Genomic DNA, 17,970 nt, shown 5'->3' with positions numbered 1-17,970 from the left:
TCTAAACCGCATGGGAATGCAGACTGGCCAGGGCAAGACCTGGAATGCGAAACGCGTTTCATCCATCCGGCGTGTGAATGACATTCACGGATACCTGTCTGCTGACAAGGATGGCCCGTGGCGCACAATGACCGAGGCAGCGAAAGAGCTCGGTGTGACCAATCACGTCATCCGCAAACTGATAAAGGACGGTATTCTGCCCGCAAATCAGGTGGTCGATGGCGCGCCGTACCAAATCCGGACGGCTGACCTGCATTCGGATAAGGTCAAAAACGCTCTCGCACGGAAAGGACGCCCGTGTCGCGCTGACCTCGACGACCAGCTATCAATGTTTCCAAGCACTTATGAAGGGGGTGCATAATGACCAACCAACTGCAATTGGCTTCATCGCCCGCTCCGCGGAATTGTTGTCGATTTCCAGAACGCCATGATCCAGGTATGGGCGCAGTTTCGCCATCCGCGTCAGGGCATACCGGATGGCCTTGGCCAGTTCGGATTTTCCCGGAATCCGTGCCAGCTGCGCCGCCAGCCAGGCCTCCAACTCATTGAGCAAAGGCTTTGACCGGGATTGGCGCAGTTGGACGCGCTCTTGCGGCGGCAATCCGCGAGCGTCCTTTTCCACGGCATAGAGTTCCGCGATCCGGCGGATCGCCTCTTCAGCAACGGCCAGCTCCTGCGATTGGAACACATCGACGAACTTGCGGCGGATATGCGCCATGCAGGCAACCTCGCTGACGGTTCCGGAACGGTACAGGTCATTGAAGCCGGAATAGCCATCCGCGTGCATCCAGCCCCTGTAGCTGGCCAGATGCGCCGAAGGATGCTCGCCTTTGCAGTTTGACGTGAACCGGTACCAGGCGGCAGGCGGGTCAGCTCCGCCCCAGGGGCGTTCATCCCGCACATAGGTCCAGACGCGGGCTGTCGCGCACTTGCCCTTGGCCTGCATTTTGATTGGGGTATCATCCGCAAAGATGGCCTGGCCAGCGCGCACGTGACGGCCGATGGCATCAGCCAAGGGTTCCAGCAGCGCCGCAGACCGGCCGACCCAATCCGCCAGTGTAGACCGTTCCAGATCGATCCCTTCGCGGGCGTAGATCTGGGATTGGCGGTACAGGGGGCAGTGGTCGGCATACTTGCTAACCAGCACATGCGCCAAAAGGCCGGGACCAGGACGGCCCCGTTCAATCGGACGCGATGGCAGCGCAGATTGAACGATCCGGTCGCAATCCCGGCAGGTCATGCGCGGGCGGACAATACGGTTCACCACGAACCGGCCCGGCACATATTCCAGCTCCTCCGTCACATCTTCGGCAATGACGCGCAGCTTACCGCCGCATGTGCAGGCTTCGCCAGGCGTCAGAACCTGATCAATCCGAGGCAGTTCGGGCGGCAGCGGTTTGCGCTTGGGTTTGACCTTCTGCCCTTCGGCATCACCGTCAGGAACGTCTTCGCCGGCAACCTGCGCTGCCGCTGTTTCTTCTTCCTCAAGCCTGAGCTGAAGCTGATCCAGACTTTCCGATTTTGATCCGAACCGGTGCCGGTTATGCCCCGCAAGCTGGTGTTCCAGCTTGGCAATTCTCAGCGCCTGCGCCTTGACCAGATCAAGCAGTCCTTCCGCTGTCTCGCGGAGGTCTCCGGGATCGGAAGGCAGTGTTTTGGGCGCATCCAGCATGAGCTGGAATATACCCTAGCTATGGCGGAATGGGAATCCTACGGCTCTGCAATCGCGGGATAATTCCCGGCGGTCAGCGGCTTCCAGGTCTTCTGCGGCAGCCGCCAGTCTATCCCCTCCAAGAGCATCGATAACTGAGCTGGTGTCAGGCTGATCTTACCGTCTTTTGCAGAGGGCCACACGAACCGGCCCCGTTCCAGCCGCTTGGAAAACAGGCACGCCCCCTGGCCGTCCCACCAGATGACCTTCAAAAGGTCGCCCCGTCGGCCCCGGAAAACAAACAAATGCCCGCAGAAAGGATCTTCAGCCAGGACCTTCTCGGCCAAGGCCGACAAACCGCCAAACCCCTTGCGCATGTCCGTGACCCCGGCGGCCAGCCAGATCTTCGTGCTTGCCGGAACCGGGATCACGCCGAAAGCTTCCGGATCAGTGCGGCGAGCACATCGGGATCAAAGCCGCCCTGAACCTTCAGGCGGTGACCGTTGGCAAGCTCCACCTCGATCTGCGCACCGGCATCCGGCGGGGCTGAAGCAGGCTCAACGTCCAGAACTTCAACCGGCAGGAAGCGGGGTACGTCCTGCTCCTCATCGGCCTCCGCCACAAACCGCGGCTCTTTAAGCCAATTGAAGACCTGATTGGCGTTCACATCGTAGCGCCGCGCAACCTGGGCGACCGATACACCGGGCACCCGCGTCTGCGCGCAAATCATGCGCTTCTCGTCTTCAGACCAAGTCCGCCGCCTGCGCCGCTTTGCCATGCCCAACCCCGATAATGTCCACTTGTTTGCTAATGGACATTATCCATCACTAACGATCACCGTCAGTGCGGGCAGGCCGGACGGTTACACATATCAGGGGTTACGTTCATGTTTATCGAGCTGGAGCGTTACGGGCCGCATAAATAATTTCAATGGCTTAGACAAAGTGTAACGCCGTAACGCCTGTAACGGCGGGGGAGAGTGTATACCTCTTACTCTCTCCGGCAGGATATCTCTTTCTCTCTTTATATATATAACTATTTATGTGTTACATACATAGACATACATACAAACTTCCAGTATTTTCAATAACTTAACCCCGTAACAGGCGTGTAACGCTCAGCGTAACACCGTTACACCGTTGATTTTAAATGACTTTTTTCAGAGCCACTGCCCCCGCCTGCGGTAGGAACATCGCATTTTCAAGCTCCTCGGTGTATGGCGGCCAATGAAATAAAGACAATCACCAAATGTTTTCAAAGATGTAACGGAACCTGCATGCTAATCGAGCCCTGATGCCCGTGTTGAACAGAAGGGATAGCGCCAACTGGGGGCAAAGGTCGGCTTGAAAGGCAGCCTGCCCTGGTCTTACCGCAACAGCAGCAGGTCTCGGCAAAGGAACCCACGAAGGCTGAGGAGGGCTGCGGTTCATGTCTCTCCGGAATTGTGGAGAACTGAAAAATGCCGCTTTTGGTTTTCAACCTCATGACCCACATTACCCCCCGAGACTAAAATCAGGTTGAAAGGTGAACCATCAGATGAACGAAAACCTTGTCCGCATCATGCGCGCGGAAAAACTTCTCCACCTGGTCTGCGAGGAAGCACTCTCCGAATACGTATGGGAGTGCGGTGGCCGTGACGTTGCCATCGCCAGGCTGTCCACCCAGTTCCTGTTTGTCGATAAAATCGTACAAGCAGACAGCGATGGTGATATGGAGGTGGACTGGGGTGTCTCGATTTCTTCAGACACTGCCGAAAATGACCAGCATTATATGACCCGTTACAATGCCGCCGAGAGCCCTGAAGCTTTTGAGATACTTTTGGACGCGGTGCAGGATCCCGACAACCTGAGCGCGTTGGTGCAATTTGTTGCAGATGACTGGGACGACGAAGAGCACTTTCGGTTTTTCTGCGATTTCCAGACCGAAGAGGAACTCTAGAAAGAAGAATGGGCAGAAGACGGTGCGACGGTGTGAACAGTGCCTGAACAATCGCAACGCTTGGGGTTGCATCAACACGCGACAGGTCATGGGTGGAGAAAGCAGCGGTGCAAAAGCCTGCCAGGGTAGCGAAGCCATGGCCTCGCTGCGGGCGGCGTACAAACTGGCCAGTTTTGGCCCGATCTGGTTCGAAGGAGAGCGGGAATATGGTTGCCGCAGCCGCGAGGTGTTTGCGCAGCTTCAGCATGCACCGAGAGTGTCCACAGAGCGAACTCAAACCCGAAACACCTGTACCACGAGCGGATAGATCCATAAGAGGAGATTACACCCCGTTCTACCCACACATCGTTAAGGCCACGTAATCTCAGCACGAATCGACGGCAAACCCAAAGGGCATAGAAAATCACGGATCGCGCAAACCGAAATCCTAAAAGCGGGCTCCCGATGCTTTGTTCGTAAAATGAAAGGACTCTTGCCTCGATGCCCAGCTTCCAAAATCTGACCGAGCTTCCCGGTACGTTTCTTGCGCGGCCTCTTCTCACTCTAACTCACGCCAGGTTCCCCTACAGCTCCAACTCACGAAACACATCCCATTGGAAGAGCGCGAAGTGAACTGCCGCTCGGTTTGTGACAGCGGTCGGCACTCTGGGAAGATAGGATCCTTAGCGGGACAGCTTGGCAACCAGACAAAGCGCAGCTATATGCAGATCGTGGACAGAAGATTCTTGATATGTCTGGCACGGCGCGTGACCATCATTCTCGTCGCACTGGCTTTTTCCTTTGCGACAAATTTTACGTCAGCGTTGGCCATGCACGTGTCACATCAGGGAAGCCTCGCGGAAGAAGCCGTTCACTCGTCAAATTCCGGGTCCGATCATTCGCTGCGGCACGTGTCTCCATCGCAAAATCAAAATGATGATCGCCGCGGGTGTGCATACGATCCGGTTTCTGCCCGTTGCATCGGCGGCTCATGCTTCAGCACCGACTTGCCCTCCGCGGCGATCCCACCTGCCGCCATGACAGCTTCCTCGCTCCGCCTGAAAGCCGGTGCGAGCAATTTCGGCGTTCATCTGGAATCACCGCCCCCGGTCCGGCCTCCCAAGCACGTTTGACAAATTTCGCTTCCGGCGGCGATCCTGAGACGCGCCGGTAACTTGTCAACAACGTAGGCTGCTTCGAGAAGATCAGCCTGGAGGTTATCATGCGCGGACGTTACACAGCGCTCAACATCCTTGCCCTTGCCGCAGGAACGGCGGGCGGGGNTCTTCTGGAACGGACATACCTTAACTTCACAGAAAGCCCGGCTTCGGACAGCTCCGAGATCCTGTACTGGGTTGCTCCGATGGATCCGAACTACCGGCGCGACGAGCCCGGGAAATCGCCGATGGGCATGGACCTGATCCCTGTCTATGCCGGCCATGAGCCCGCAGGTGATCCCGCTGAAGTGTCGCTCTCACCGGCCGAGGTCAACGCAATCGGTGTACGCACCGCTGTTTCACGGATGTCGGACATATCATCAAAAATAGAGACCGTCGGCTTCGTGCGATACGACGAGCATCAGACAAGCCACGTCCACACCCGCGCCGACGGGTGGAGCGAGAAACTAAAAACCCGAGCCATCGGCGATCGCGTGCTCAAAGGCGACGTCCTGTTCGAGATGTTCTCGCCAGTGATCAGCGCGGCGACCGGAGATTTGGTCCGCGCGGTCAAGGCCGGAGACGCCAGAATCCTCGACGCCGCCCGGAACAAGCTTCTTAGCCACGGCATGTCGGAGGCTCAGATTGCGGAGATCGAAGCTAGCGGAGAGCTTGCACGGACTATCAGGATCGAAGCTCCGCAAGACGGCGTCGTGATCTCGCTTTCGGCTGCCGATGGCATGTACCTTCAGCCGGGAACGCTTGCAGTTTCACTTAGCGACTTGAAAACTGTCTGGCTGATCGTTGACGTATTCGAGCGGGACATCGCGCGGCTCAGCGAAGACATGCGCGCGGTCGCCCGCTTCGAGCATCTGGCCGGGCGCACGTTCGAGGGAGAGATCGATTACATCTATCCCGAACTTGACCCCAAAACCCGCACGCTGCCGGTGCGGCTAAGGTTCGACAACTCGGAGGGTCTCTTGAGGCCCAATATGTTCGGAACCGTAAGTCTAGTTCCGTCCCGGACGCGAACGGCGCTGACAGTGCCGTCGGAGGCGGTCATTCGGACCGGTTCGGCCGAACGCGTGATTCTGAAGACCGGCGAAGGAACCTTCAAACCGCGGCTGGTTACATCCGGCCTGCGTGACAATTTCGGCGAGGGCGGCCGGACCGAAATCGTCCAAGGGCTCGCGCCGGGCGAGGAAGTCGTCGCGTCGGCGCAGTTCCTGATCGACAGCGAAAGCGCCCTCAGCGCAGGTCTTATGCGCATGGCGCCAACTGACGAGGCGCCAGCGCGCGGTACCGGCAGGCTTGTCACGCTGGACAGCGAGACCCGGCTGGCGACGATCAAGCACGGCCCCCTCGACAGCCTCGACTGGCCGGCAATGACCTCCGTTTTCCCAGTGCGGGCGGATGTTCCGCTTGAACCTCTGGCCGAAGCATCCGAGGTCGCTTTCACGGTTGCCCGGGGCGCGGATAACCTTCTTGCCCTGATAGAGATCGGTGCCGATGACGGGGTTGCCGCCACGGGGACTGGCACTATCCACGCCGTGAACCCGGACGGCACACTGACCGTGTCGCACGCTCCGATTCCTGCGCTTGGCTGGCCCGCGATGGAGATGGAATTCGACGTGGCCGGGCTGGATCCCGACTCGGTGGTTCTGGACAGACCAGTCGAGTTCGATCTGGCCAAGGACGACGCGGGCATGTTCAGCATTATTGCGGTCCGGGAACAAGCAGCCACTGCCGTGCCGGTGTCCGGGGAAACCGCGATGGCCGAGGCGGCTCCAATCGTCGTCCGCGGCACAATTGACGCCGTTGACCCGGCTGCTCGCACAGCGACGATAAGCCATGGCCCGATGACCGAACTCGGGATGCCCGGCATGACGATGGACTTTTCCGTCTCGGAGGAGCTGGAACCAGCGGCACTGGCCACTGGAACCGAGATGACCTTAACCTTTGCTCGGCCGGACGGGATGACGCTATTGCTGGCGAGCGCCGAACCTGTCATCGCCCCGATGAAAGTTGCTGGCACTATCAACTCGACAGATCCCGGCCGGGGCATGGTGAACATCACTCATGACGCCATGGTCGAGCTCGGAATGCCGGGAATGACGATGGATTTCGCCGTGGAAGAGTCCCTGAACCAGGCAACCCTTCCGATCGGCGAGAGAGTAGGCCTTCTGTTCCGCCGTAACCCCGATTTCTCGCTGACGCTGGTCGGCATCACCGCTGTGCCGGAGGTGAGCTAATGATACCCGCTGTCATCCGTCATTCCCTGGCCAACCGGTTCATGATCCTCGCGCTTGCCGTGATGATCGGAATTACCGGGATATGGGCGATCCGCGAGACCCCGGTGGACGCCATCCCCGACCTTTCGGACGTCCAGGTGATCATCCGCACGCCATACCCCGGGCAAGCGCCGCAGGTTGTCGAGGACCAGATCACCTATCCGCTTGCCACCGCGATGCTTGCCGTCCCGGGCGCCAGCGATGTGCGCGGCTTTTCGTTCTTCGGCGACAGCTATGTCTATATTGTCTTCGAGGACGGCACCGACCTGTACTGGGCGCGGACCCGCGTCCTGGAATACCTCGGGCAAATCGCATCCCGCCTGCCTGAAGAGGTGTCTCCGCAACTGGGGCCCGACGCGACCGGCGTTGGCTGGATTTATCAGTACGCGCTGATCGACCGGAGCGGGAACCACGACCTGGCACAGCTCCGGACTTTGCAGGATTGGTTCTTGAAGTACGAGCTGCAAACCGTCGACGGCGTGTCAGAGGTCGCGACCATCGGCGGCATGGTTCGTCAGTACCAGGTCGTGGTCGACCCGGACAAGCTGCGCGCCTACGACATCACGCTTCGGCAATTGCGCGAAGCCATTCAGGCTTCGAACCGGGAAACCGGCGGCAGTGTCATTGAAATGGGCGAGGCCGAATTCATGGTGCGCTCGACCGGTTATGTCGATGAATTGGCCGATCTCGCCCGCGCACCGCTAATGGTGAACGAGCGCGGCGCGGCAGTCACACTTGGAGATGTCGCCGATATCCGTTTTGGGCCCGAGCTTCGCCGCGGCGTCGGAGAATTCGGCGGCGAAGGCGACGCCGTGGGGGGCGTCGTGATCCTGCGCTGGGGCGGCAACGCGCTTGCCACGATCAAGAACGTCGAGGAGCGGATCGAGCAAATCCGCCCGAACCTGCCTGAAGGCGTCGAGCTGGTGACTACCTACAGCCGCGCTGGCGTCATCGAGCGCGCCATTGACAACCTGCAGGACAAGCTGACCGAGGAATTCATCGTCGTCGTGCTCGTTTGTGCGGCGTTCCTGCTGCACATGCGCTCAGCGCTGGTGATCCTGCTGTCTCTGCCTCTCGGGATCTTCGCGGCCTTCATTGTCATGAAACTGCAGGGCGTTAATGCCAACATCATGTCTCTGGGTGGTATAGCCATTGCCATCGGCGCCATGGTAGACGCAGCGATCGTGATGATCGAGGCAATGCACCGCAGGCTGGAACGGGAAAAGCTGACCGATCAGAACCGATGGCGAATCGTCGGCGAATGCGCGTCCGAAGTGGGGCCTGCACTGTTCTATTCTCTGGCGATCATCACTGTAAGCTTCCTCCCGGTCTTCGTGCTGGAAAGTCAGGAGGGCAGGCTTTTCAAACCGCTGGCCTTTACCAAGACCTACGCTATGGCCGCGGCGGCGATCCTGTCGATTACTCTAGTTCCGGTCCTGATGGGGTACTTCGTGCGCGGGCGGATTATGCCGGAACACAAAAACCCGCTTAACCGCATGGTGATCTGGGCCTATCGCCCGTTTCTCGACGCCGCGGTTGCCTGGCCTTGGGCAACGACGCTGCTGTCGGTGGCGCTGGTCGCCTCGATGTGGTGGCCGCTTCAGCGCATAGGCAGCGAGTTCATGCCGGAACTCAACGAAGGCGACTTCCTCTATATGCCCTCGCTGTATCCGGGCGTATCCATCGGCAAGGCGCGCGAGATCCTGCAGCAGACGGACCGGCTGATCGCAACGGTGCCCGAGGTAAAGACGGTCCACGGCAAGCTCGGCCGCGCTGAGTCTGCGACCGACCCGGCGCCCCTGACAATGATCGAGACGACAATCCAGTTGAAGCCCGAGTCCGAATGGCGGCCGGGCATGACAATGGAACGTATCCGCGAAGAGCTCGACCGTACGGTTCAGGTGCCGGGGGTGACGAACGTCTGGATCCAGCCAATCAAGAACCGGATCGACATGCTGGCGACCGGCATCAAGACGCCTGTTGGTGTGAAGATCTCGGGTGCGGATCTCTCTGTCATCGAAGGGATCGGGGTTGAAATAGAGCGTGCGGTGGCCGGTATCGAGGGCACAGCATCGGCCTATGCCGAGCGGCCCGTGGGCGGGCGTTTCATCGAAATCGATGTCAACCGCGAAGCCGCAGCGCGTTACCTGATGAGCGTGCGTGACGTGCAGGATGTCGTGCAGACAGCGATTGGGGGCATGCAGGTCTCAGAAACGGTTGAGGGCCTCGAACGCTTCCCGATCAACCTGCGCTATCCGCAGGAATGGCGAAACAGCCCTGAACGCCTTCAGGGTCTGCCGGTTGTGACCCCCTCGGGGGCGCACATCCCCCTTGGTGCCCTCGCCGAGGTCCGCATCGTCGATGGCCCGGGCATGATCCGGTCCGAAAACGCCCGGCGCACCGGCTTCGTCTTCATCGACATCGCTGGCCGAGACCTTGGCAGCTACGTGACCGAGGCACGCGCCCGCGTCGCGGATGAGGTAGCGCTTCCACCAGGCTACTCTATCACCTGGTCGGGCCAGTACGAATACATTCAGCGGATGCAAGAGCGGTTGACACTGGTGGCACCTGCCACACTTCTGCTCATCACGCTGATGCTGTTCCTGGCATTCAACCGCGTGATCGAGGTGGGCATCATCCTTGCCGCGCTGCCAGTGGCTCTGGCAGGCGGGGTCTGGTTCCTGTGGTACCTCAGCTTCGACATTTCGGTCGCCGTGTTGGTGGGTTTCATTGCGCTGGCCGGTGTCGCCGTCGAAACTGCGATCGTGATGCTTCTGTACCTCAACCTGGCTTGGGAGAAGCATAAGAAACTTGCCATTTCGGAAAGCCGAACCCTGGCGCCACTCGACATCGAGGAAGCCGTTTTCGAGGGCGCGCTGCTGCGTGTCCGTCCTAAAGTGATGACGGTTGCGACGATTTTCGCCGGTCTAATCCCGATCATGTATGGCCACGGCACCGGATCAGAAATCATGCAGCGCATTGCGGCGCCGATGGTCGGAGGCATGGTCACGGCGACGCTGCTGACGCTCTTCGTCATCCCTGCAGTCTTTGTTATCTGGAAGCGTCTGGCTTTGCGGCGCGTTAATCGCGAGATCGGCAGCCCTCCACCAGCGGGCGAAACGGCCGTTCCGGCCGAATGAAACCCACGAAACTCTAACCCTTGAGAGGATATCCAATGAAAAGCTTCACCTTCGCCAGTATTGTCCTTGCCTTTTGCGCCAGCGGCGCATTCGCTCAAACAACCCACAGTATGGATCACTCCGGCATGCACATGAGTGATAGCCAAATGGAGGGCGCAGTACACGCCACCGCCCTCGTCAACTCAATCAGCGATGGCTCCGCAAATGTCAGCCACGACCCCATTCCCGAAATCGGCTGGCCCGGCATGACGATGGACCTGCCACTGCAGGCCGACGCGCAAATCATGGGAGACGTTGCACCCGGCGACAAGGTTACCCTCATGCTGCTCAAGGGCTCTGACGGAATGTATGCAATCGGTGCCATGATGCCGAATTGACCGGCGCGGCATCGAAACCGCACCTGAAGCCCCGAAGCCCGCCCTCGAGGCGTTGAACGCCGCGCTGCTGATCCGGTGCCACCGGTAAAACCGGTATGGATCACCCGTCATGCGCGGCGTTCACATTTGCGGCGGCGCTGCCAGCCGTTGCAATATTGCCCGCCACCGACCAAACCCGCTCTGCACTTCATGTGCTGAAGGATCCGTGCGCCTCAAATCCAAACCGATTGCAGTTTCATGATCACCGCTGCGGCACCCGTCAAAGCCAGTGTGAATATTGCGAAGAAAACCAGCGCAAGCAGGATCGGCCCGAGCTTGCCCGGCAGCTTGCATACCAAGCCGCGCAGCCATTCCCATCGCCCGGAGCACCTTTCAAGACTGCTGTCGATCACTGTTGCGTATAGGGGCAAGGCGCTGACCAGCGTCGCGTAAAGGTAAACACCGGAAATGTTCTCAAAAAAGGCGGACCGGACAAGTGTGGGCCCAACCACTTGCAACGCCTGCCAGTGATCCCCTCCGAACGAACCGAACCAGTCAGCCGAAATGAAATATATTATTCCATGCAACAGGACGAAAATGACGACCCTTGCAGGCAGGTCGATCAGGAGGATACGGGCCGGCACGGCTGCTTCACGCTTCTTGGCGGTACTTACGGCAAAAAGAAAGAAGCTCACGTAGTTGACGGCAAATACAACAGGTAAACCATTTGTCACGACCTGCCGCAGAAACCGGCTGAACGCGGGCCCACTTTCCAATAGCAATGCCCCGAAGCCCGGCGTGAGGGCGATATAGAGCAGCAGTAGCGGAAACAGGCCTGCACAACTGACAACCAATGTGTTGCGGACAAATTTCCAGGCAGGCATGTTGATGCTGAAGTATGTATTCATTGCACAGCGCATTGCCACCCATTCCGGCACGAAGCCGATGGGCGGCGCTCATAGTCCTCAGAACGTTTTGTTCTACCAGTTAGGTTATCCGTCAATATATTCAGGAAACGGCGGGCAGAGAACGGCATTGACGAAAGCACTCATCCGCTGCGGCAGCGAAGCTGCTTCCGTCCCTGACAGCCAGTTATCATACCATCGTCATCAACTAGTACTCTTGTCAGGAAGTGCCTCCTGAGTTCTCAGCACTCTCAATTGCCTCGAGGATCGCGCAGTCCGCAAGACTTCCCTTTCCAGGGCAAGCACCAAGGAGGCGGTCAAGCGAATCCCGGATGCGGATTAAACCTTCGATTTTGGCCTGAACTTCGCCGCGCTTGGCTTTTGCCTGCGCCTGCACGTCCTTACAGCTCGCGCCGGGTGTTTCGAGAAGCGCGAGCAGGCCGGCGGTCTCTGCCAGCGAAAAGCCGAGCCGCTTGGCCCCGGCAATGAACCTGAGTCGCTGCAGCGTTCCGCCGCCATAGTCCCGCGGACCGCCAGCGGTTGGCCGCGGCGGCTGGCGGATCAGCCCCTTGCGCTCATAGAAACGGATAGTTTCCACTCCGATCCCCGCCGAACGAGCGGCTTTTCCAATCGTCAGAGTTGCCATGGCAGCCTCCTCTCAGGATCAACCATTGACTCCGTACCATGATACAGAGGGTAGCATATCCGGCAAGCGGGACTGCAAGCGGGATTTGCATGGGACCTTTCATCAAACGCTGGCTTCTTCCTGTCTTGGGTGCAGCACTGGCGCTCTGGCTGATCTTCCGGCTGTACGGGAGCCTTGACTTCGCACGCTTCCTTGACGGGTTGCGCTACGCCAATCCGGTTTGGCTATCTGTGCTGGCGGCCACGATCCTGCTTGAACAGCTATTGAGTGGCTGGAAGTGGCGGCAAATCCTTTATGATCTGAAACCGGTCGGCTCGTTGCCACTAACAGGTGCGCTGCTCGCTGGATACGGCGTGAACGTGCTTGTACCGCTGGGCGTCAGCCCGCTGGTGCGGGCCTGGCTGGTCGCGCGCCTGCACGGGTTAAAAATGGCCACGGTGCTTTCGACAGCAGTCATCGCCAGGTTTCTCGACGGAGTCGTGTTCGCGCTTTTTGCCGGAGCGGTGGCTGCCGCAGGACGCATTCCGCAGATTGAGGGGGATCTGCGCCTCGGCCTTAGCGTTGCGGGTGCCTTGAATCTGCTGCTCTTCGGCGGGCTGCTCTGGGTGCTCTTTCGTTTCCGTGACCTCTTCAACCGCGAGAAACCGCTGATCTGCCGTCTCTTCGACTGGATCACCGAACGCATGGGCGCGAGCGGTCCGGGGCTGCGGGCATCGCTAGGCGCGGGCATCGTCTGGCCAAGGGCGCGCGCGCGGCGCATCGCGGCTATCATCGCGGCCGTCGCGGGCAAGCTGGTGGCGGCGACGCATTTCCTTTGGGCGGGACTTGCGGTGGGAGTGCTCCTGAGGCCCTGGGACTACCTCTTTCTGATGATATTCGCAGGCTTTGCCATGGTCCTCGGGCGGTTCGTGCGGATCCCAGCGGGCTTTGTGTTCGGTGCGGGCTTTGCGCTCAAGGCGCTTGGGGTTGCTGACGAGCCTGCGCTTCTGATGATCCTTTTCAGCTATATCCTCACGATTATCCTTGTGGTCGGCATCGGGCTTGTTGTGCTTTGGCAATCGGGTCTCGACATCCGCCATGCCCGTGTAAAGGCGGAGACAGGCAATGCCGGGCCATGAAGCGCAAGAAGCCGTACGCCGGCGGCGGTTCTGGCGGATTGCCGGTGCGGGCGCTGCTTTTCAGGGCGGATCCGCGGCAGTGGACAGCGCAACGGTTGTCGCCAGCCTGACCCACATGCTGACAGGCAGCGCGCTGGCCGTCGGCTATGCCAGCGCCGTGCTGCGGCTGGGATGGCTTCTGCCGCAGCTGCCGGTGGGATACCTCGCCGAACGCGCCAAGCGCAGGATGCCGTTCTATGTTTTTGGTGCTTTTGGCCGGGCTGCAGCAGCCGGAGCCATCGCTCTTCTGCTCTGGTGGGGAGCGGATTGGCCGCAAGTTGACTGGCCGCCGGAGCCGCTCGCCGCTGGCTTTCTTGCGCTTTGGACTGTCTATGCTTGTATCAGCGGTGTGGTTGCGGTTCCATACAACGATATCGTCGGGCGTGCGATCCCCTCCAGCCGCCGCAGCCGGATGCTGGCGTGGCGGTTCTTCGGCGGCGGGCTGCTCGCCATCGCCGCCGCGGGGGCGCTGCGTCTGGCCCTCGAAGTGATGCCCCCGTTGCAGGCCTATGCGTTCATGTTTGCGCTGGGTTCGGCGCTGATGTTCCTATCCTCAGCACTGTTTGTCTCGGCAGGAGAGCCACCTTCATCGCCCGGCAGGCGTCCCGCCGCCCGGAACGGGGGAGCGGCTGACTTCCTGCGCGAGGGGCTGGTCACCTTCCGGCAGAACCGCGCGTTCCGCCTGTTTCTGATCTTTCACTGGCTTGGCTCCGCCACGCTGATGGCGCTGCCCTTCTACATCGTAGCTGCACGTGAAAGCGGAATCGGGCTGGCCGGGGTTGGCACGCTCCTGGCCGCGCAGACCGCAGGAGCACTGGTCTCGAACCCGCTTTGGGGCCGCATCGGCGACGGCATGGGCAAGCTGCCATTATTGTGGTGCGTGACGCTCCTCCGCCTCCTGGCGCCCACCCTCATGCTTGCCCTGCTCGCCGCCGGAGCGGGAATTTTGGGCTTTGCGGCGCTTTATCTTGTCATCGGCGCAATGATGAATGGCGTGACTATCAGCTACCTGAGCTTTCTCATGGAAATCTCGCCGGATGACCGACGTCCTGCCTATTCAGCGTGGTTCAACACCTTCGCTGCACCTGCCGCCCTGTCCCCCCTGCTGGGCGCCATCCTCGTCAGCCTGATCGCCACGCCCGCGGTTTTTGCGGCGGCAATCACCGCCGCTCTTGCCCAGTTTGCGGTGCTGAAACAACTGGACCGGCTGGCCGGGGAGGCCGAACCTTGATCCCACATCCACATTGCCTCTGGCCCGGCGACCCGGCGGATTAATTTATGCCATTGGCACGCTGCAGCTCCCGCACGTACTGGGTGATGCCTTTGACGTCGCCATCGGTCAGCCCTTGCTGAGCGGGCATGCTTCCGAAATCCCAGTGATGTGCGCGCACGCCGTTGCGGACGGCGAGCAAGAAGGCGTCGTCGCCATGGTGCGAGGGCTCATAGATCTTGTGGACCAGCGGCGGCCCCATGCCGTTGCGCCCCGCAGCATTCTCTCCATGGCAATCGGCGCAGACCGCGTCAAAGGCGAGCTTGCCGATCACTGCGGTTTCACTCAACTCCGGTGGCAACTGAACCGCGGTGAGCGGCGCACTGGGCTCCAGAACAGAGCGTTGCGCGGTCGCATCGTTTCCGCCGGCGCTGTTGTACACAAAAAAGGCCGCCGCCGCTAACACGGCTGCGGCAGCTGCGATGGCAAGGTTCTTGTTCATGATGGTCTCTTTCTTTCATAGGTGAATGAATTGCCGTGAGCCGGGCTAGGGCCGTACTGGTTCCGGGCTGCCGCCGCCGGTCCGGGCGCCCCGCGGGAGCCAGACGCGAAAGCGCGGATCTCCTGATAGCGAATCCGCACATCCTCGCTTTGCTGATAGAAACGGAACAGATCCTTCAGCGGTGAGGAAAACTCCTTGTGGGCGGACAGCATCGCCACAAGCGCGCCCAGCGAGACCCGCTCCTGCAGCACGAAATATCCGCCCAGAGAATAGAACAGGAAGGGTGTCAGGGCGTTCAGGAAGTTGTTGATCGCCTTGGCCAGGAATTTCAGCCGGTGAATCTGCAGGCGCAGTTCTTGTAGTTGCCGGAAACTGCGCGCAACCGGCAGCGCGCCTTGCCCGGACGCCCGTAATTGCCGGTCCAAGTGCCCGCCGAGAAGGCGCATCTCGCGGATCCGTTTGCGGGACACCGCATTCACCCGCCGCTGCAGCCGCGGCACGATGATCAGCTGAAGGGGAAGCACCGTGAGCGCAGCCGCGGCGAGGATGGGATCCTGCACAAACATGAACAGAAGGATCGTAGCCAGTGTTCCGCCCTGCAGCAGCGGGACGGCCAGCAGTTCGGAGGCAAAGCCGCCGACAGGTTCAACCTCGGGGCCAAGAACCGGCATGATGGCCGGTTGGCGCTCCGCGGGCTGATCCTGCCTCCACTGGCGGTAGATGGCCAGCCGCAGCCGGCGCACGAAGCTTTCGGCAACCAGGCCCTTGCGGATGTTCAGCCAGTATTTGTTGAGACCGTTGAGCGTGATGGCCGCCAGATAGGCGCCGCAAAGCAGAAACAGCAGCGAAACTTGCGAAAGCTCGGCTCCAAACACCACAACCGGGCTGCTGCCATTTTCAAACACGCGGTTCACGATCTGCTTGGGCAGCTCTAGGGTCAGATAGAGGATCGGCATCGCTGTCAGGCTGAACAGGATCAGGATCTTCTGCTGCGGCCCGGTCGTGCGCAGGATATAGCGGGGCAATCCCGGCTCCAGACCGCCCGCCGCGAACTGGGGCGGCGCAAACGGCACCCGCCCCCGCAGAAAACGCTGGCGCAGCAGCCAGGCGGCCTGACCTGCCAGGGTCAGCACAAGCAGCGCGGGCGCCAGCACCAGAACCAGATGCATCACCGGGTGCAGCCATCCGGGTGCGGTATCATCATACCAGAACCCGAAAGCGCCCGCGGCGTCGTGTGTGAGAGTATGCAGATCCAGCATCGCGTGAATGATTGCCTGTTGTCTGATGTTCACCAGCGGCGCCGAAAAGTAAGTGTTTTTCTGCTCCTGGGCGCTGGCTGGGACCGCTGGGGTTTGAAAAAGGCGGAGGCCGGCGGGCGGCCTCCGCCACCGGTTATTTCAGGGCGGTCAGGGTCAGTTTGCCTTTGACCCGTTCGGCGACGAACTCAATCGCGTCGCCGGCTTTCAGCTGCTCCAGCATCGTGTCATCGGCGACCCGGAACACCATGGTCATCGCCGGCATGTCCAGATCCACAAGCTCCTCGTGAATGATCGTGACCTTGCCGGACTTGGGATCGACCTTCTTGACCGTTCCCGCGGTGAAGGTGCCGCCGCTGCCTTCGAGCACGGAAACCGGGCCGTGCATGCCGGATTCGTAGTGGCCGGGGATCAGGCAAGCGAACTCGAAGGTGCCGGGGTTGGAGAAGGTCCAGACCACTTCGCCGCTGGCGCCCGGGTCCAGACGCACCGAGTTCGGGTCGTCATGCTCCATCTCCATCTTGGCCATCAGCTCCTTGTGGTGGACATTGCGCTCTGCCGTGTCCAGCACAAACTCATGCTCCAGCTCTCCGGCGTTGGTGATCACGAATTTGACCGTCTCGCCCTTGGCAAAGGAAAAGCTGGACGGCTCAAACAGCATTTCGCCGTCATCGGTTTCCTTCATAGTGACGGCGACTTCCCGGTCCGCATGGGCGGCATCGCCGGGCTTGCCCACTTCCATGCCGCCATGGCCGCCGCCGTGGGTGCCGCCGGCAAAGGCCGGCGCAGCGGATAGAGCTCCAATCAGGGCTGCGGAAAGGATCTTGTTCATGTCTGTCTCCTCGTGAGGTTTGGGGGGGTGCCTGGGGCCGTTCAGCCTTTGGCGGTTGGTTTCGGGGTAATGCGGGTCTGCGCGTCTTCGGCGCGGGCAAAGTCCGGCAGTTCGCCGGTCCACTCATAGGCCTGGGTGCCGGGCGGGTTCTCGTACCAGCCGGGGTCGCTGTAGTCGTTTGCATCGATGCCTTCGCGCACCTTCACGACCGAGAACATGCCGCCCATCTCCAGCGGCCCGTACGGGCCCCAGCCAGCCATCATCGGCACGGTGTTGTCGGGCAGCGGCATCGACATCTCGGCCATGTCGGCCATACCTGCGGTGCCCATCGGCATGTATTCGGGCTGCAGCTTGCGGATCTGGCCGGTCAGCTTGCGCTTGTCGGTGCCGATGAAGGTCGGCACGTCGTGGCCCATCGCGTTCATCGTGTGGTGCGATTTGTGGCAGTGGATCGCCCAGTCGCCCGGATGCACCGCGTCGAACTCATAGGCACGCATGGCGCCGACGGGAATGTCGATCGACACCTCCGGCCAGCGGGCGCTTTGCGGAACCCAGCCGCCGTCGGTGCAGGTGACCTCGAAGTCGTAGCCGTGCATGTGGATCGGATGGTTGGTCATGGTCAGGTTGCCGGTCCTGACCCGCACCCGGTCACCCTGATTGACCACCAGCGGGTCGATGTCCGGGAAGATCCGGCTGTTCCAGCACCACAGGTTGAAATCCGTCATCTCCATCACCCGCGGCACATAGGAGCCGGGATCGATATCAAAGGCGTTGAGCATGATCAGGAAATCCCGGTCGACGGGCATGAAGGCGGGGTCCTTGGGATGCACGATGAACATCCCCATCATGCCCATCGCCATCTGCACCATCTCATCGCCATGCGGGTGGTACATGAAGGTGCCGGATTTGATCAGGTCGAACTCATAGACAAAGGTCTTGCCGGGCGGGAT

General features: G+C 60.5%; 16 protein-coding genes and 1 pseudogene. 8 read left to right on the top strand and 9 right to left on the bottom strand.

The annotated features are described in order from the left end of the window. On the top strand, positions 1-361 hold a 361-nt coding region (locus PHA8399_RS22705), incomplete at its 5' end, for a MerR family transcriptional regulator (protein ID WP_500683687.1). Positions 362-367: 6 nt separating this feature from the next. Here PHA8399_RS22705 and tnpC read toward each other — a convergent pair. From tnpC to tnpA, 3 genes and pseudogenes are all read right to left on the bottom strand, one after another. Then, positions 368-1,672: pseudogene (gene tnpC / locus PHA8399_RS02500) on the bottom strand (IS66 family transposase); the annotation flags it as partial. 38 nt (positions 1,673-1,710) lie between these two features. Continuing rightward, entirely contained in the window at positions 1,711-2,082 is a 372-nt protein-coding gene (gene tnpB / locus PHA8399_RS02495; RefSeq protein WP_058284639.1) for an IS66 family insertion sequence element accessory protein TnpB, read from the bottom strand. Further along, positions 2,079-2,429: an IS66-like element accessory protein TnpA gene (gene tnpA, locus PHA8399_RS02490; RefSeq protein ID WP_082649441.1), complete on the bottom strand. Its 351-nt coding sequence runs from the start codon at positions 2,427-2,429 to the stop codon at positions 2,079-2,081. The genes tnpB and tnpA overlap by 4 nt, the downstream gene beginning before the upstream one ends. A 758-nt stretch (positions 2,430-3,187) precedes the next feature. On the opposite strand from tnpA, the gene PHA8399_RS02485 reads away from it, so the two are divergent. From PHA8399_RS02485 to PHA8399_RS02470, 5 genes are all read left to right on the top strand, one after another. Next, entirely contained in the window at positions 3,188-3,589 is a 402-nt protein-coding gene (locus PHA8399_RS02485) for a hypothetical protein (RefSeq protein WP_058284637.1), read from the top strand. Between the two features lie 746 nt (positions 3,590-4,335). Further along, positions 4,336-4,701 carry a hypothetical protein gene (locus tag PHA8399_RS22170; RefSeq protein WP_145976964.1) on the top strand — a complete coding sequence of 122 codons (366 nt, stop codon included), beginning with the start codon at positions 4,336-4,338 and terminating at the stop codon, positions 4,699-4,701. Positions 4,702-4,790: 89 nt separating this feature from the next. Further along, positions 4,791-6,977: an efflux RND transporter periplasmic adaptor subunit gene (locus tag PHA8399_RS02480; protein ID WP_058284636.1), complete on the top strand. Its 2,187-nt coding sequence runs from the start codon at positions 4,791-4,793 to the stop codon at positions 6,975-6,977. Beyond that, positions 6,977-10,156: an efflux RND transporter permease subunit gene (locus PHA8399_RS02475; protein ID WP_058284635.1), complete on the top strand. Its 3,180-nt coding sequence runs from the start codon at positions 6,977-6,979 to the stop codon at positions 10,154-10,156. The genes PHA8399_RS02480 and PHA8399_RS02475 overlap by 1 nt, the downstream gene beginning before the upstream one ends. Before the next feature lie 35 nt (positions 10,157-10,191). Then, positions 10,192-10,533 (top strand): copper-binding protein, encoded by a 342-nt coding sequence (locus PHA8399_RS02470; protein WP_058284634.1) that lies wholly within the window; start codon positions 10,192-10,194, stop codon positions 10,531-10,533. A 212-nt stretch (positions 10,534-10,745) separates the two neighbouring features. On the opposite strand, the gene PHA8399_RS02465 is transcribed toward PHA8399_RS02470, so the two are convergent. Continuing rightward, positions 10,746-11,420: a hypothetical protein gene (locus tag PHA8399_RS02465; RefSeq protein WP_058284633.1), complete on the bottom strand. Its 675-nt coding sequence runs from the start codon at positions 11,418-11,420 to the stop codon at positions 10,746-10,748. Positions 11,421-11,637: 217 nt separating this feature from the next. Beyond that, positions 11,638-12,063 carry a MerR family DNA-binding protein gene (locus tag PHA8399_RS02460; protein ID WP_058284632.1) on the bottom strand — a complete coding sequence of 142 codons (426 nt, stop codon included), beginning with the start codon at positions 12,061-12,063 and terminating at the stop codon, positions 11,638-11,640. Positions 12,064-12,152: 89 nt separating this feature from the next. On the opposite strand from PHA8399_RS02460, the gene PHA8399_RS02455 reads away from it, so the two are divergent. Continuing rightward, positions 12,153-13,181 (top strand): lysylphosphatidylglycerol synthase transmembrane domain-containing protein, encoded by a 1,029-nt coding sequence (locus PHA8399_RS02455; protein WP_058284631.1) that lies wholly within the window; start codon positions 12,153-12,155, stop codon positions 13,179-13,181. Next, positions 13,168-14,451: an MFS transporter gene (locus PHA8399_RS02450; RefSeq protein WP_058284630.1), complete on the top strand. Its 1,284-nt coding sequence runs from the start codon at positions 13,168-13,170 to the stop codon at positions 14,449-14,451. Before PHA8399_RS02455 ends, PHA8399_RS02450 begins: the two co-directional genes overlap by 14 nt. A 40-nt stretch (positions 14,452-14,491) precedes the next feature. Here PHA8399_RS02450 and PHA8399_RS02445 read toward each other — a convergent pair whose 3' ends face one another. The 4 genes from PHA8399_RS02445 to PHA8399_RS02430 all read right to left on the bottom strand — a co-directional run. Next, complete coding sequence (locus PHA8399_RS02445) at positions 14,492-14,932, bottom strand: c-type cytochrome (protein ID WP_058284629.1); 441 nt, start codon at positions 14,930-14,932, stop codon at positions 14,492-14,494. Continuing rightward, on the bottom strand, positions 14,929-16,224 hold the full coding sequence (locus PHA8399_RS02440) for a 6TM ABC transporter family protein (RefSeq protein WP_208856257.1): 1,296 nt from the start codon (positions 16,222-16,224) through the stop codon (positions 14,929-14,931). The genes PHA8399_RS02445 and PHA8399_RS02440 overlap by 4 nt, the downstream gene beginning before the upstream one ends. Positions 16,225-16,324: 100 nt before the next feature. Then, positions 16,325-17,020 carry a copper-binding protein gene (locus PHA8399_RS02435; protein ID WP_058284628.1) on the bottom strand — a complete coding sequence of 232 codons (696 nt, stop codon included), beginning with the start codon at positions 17,018-17,020 and terminating at the stop codon, positions 16,325-16,327. A gap of 41 nt (positions 17,021-17,061) precedes the next feature. Beyond that, on the bottom strand, positions 17,062-17,970 hold a 909-nt coding region (locus PHA8399_RS02430; RefSeq protein ID WP_058284627.1), incomplete at its 5' end, for a multicopper oxidase domain-containing protein.

Origin of the sequence: Leisingera aquaemixtae (assembly GCF_001458395.1) — a bacterium.
Taxonomy (GTDB): domain Bacteria; phylum Pseudomonadota; class Alphaproteobacteria; order Rhodobacterales; family Rhodobacteraceae; genus Leisingera; species Leisingera aquaemixtae.
The sequence above is the reverse complement of the archived record's forward strand: the minus strand, read 5'-3'. Positions and strand labels throughout refer to the sequence as shown.

Excerpts from the sequence above, each read along its gene's own strand:
- PHA8399_RS02470 (WP_058284634.1), top strand. The coding sequence starts at position 10,192 with ATGAAAAGCTTCACCTTCGCCAGTATTGTCCTTGCCTTTTGCGCCAGC.
- PHA8399_RS02475 (WP_058284635.1), top strand. The coding sequence starts at position 6,977 with ATGATACCCGCTGTCATCCGTCATTCCCTGGCCAACCGGTTCATGATC.
- PHA8399_RS02450 (WP_058284630.1), top strand. The coding sequence starts at position 13,168 with ATGCCGGGCCATGAAGCGCAAGAAGCCGTACGCCGGCGGCGGTTCTGG.
- PHA8399_RS02445 (WP_058284629.1), bottom strand. The coding sequence starts at position 14,932 with ATGAACAAGAACCTTGCCATCGCAGCTGCCGCAGCCGTGTTAGCGGCG.
- PHA8399_RS02455 (WP_058284631.1), top strand. The coding sequence starts at position 12,153 with ATGGGACCTTTCATCAAACGCTGGCTTCTTCCTGTCTTGGGTGCAGCA.
- PHA8399_RS02460 (WP_058284632.1), bottom strand. The coding sequence starts at position 12,063 with ATGGCAACTCTGACGATTGGAAAAGCCGCTCGTTCGGCGGGGATCGGA.
- PHA8399_RS02465 (WP_058284633.1), bottom strand. The coding sequence starts at position 11,420 with ATGAATACATACTTCAGCATCAACATGCCTGCCTGGAAATTTGTCCGC.
- tnpA (WP_082649441.1), bottom strand. The coding sequence starts at position 2,429 with ATGGCAAAGCGGCGCAGGCGGCGGACTTGGTCTGAAGACGAGAAGCGC.
- PHA8399_RS02435 (WP_058284628.1), bottom strand. The coding sequence starts at position 17,020 with ATGAACAAGATCCTTTCCGCAGCCCTGATTGGAGCTCTATCCGCTGCG.
- PHA8399_RS02485 (WP_058284637.1), top strand. The coding sequence starts at position 3,188 with ATGAACGAAAACCTTGTCCGCATCATGCGCGCGGAAAAACTTCTCCAC.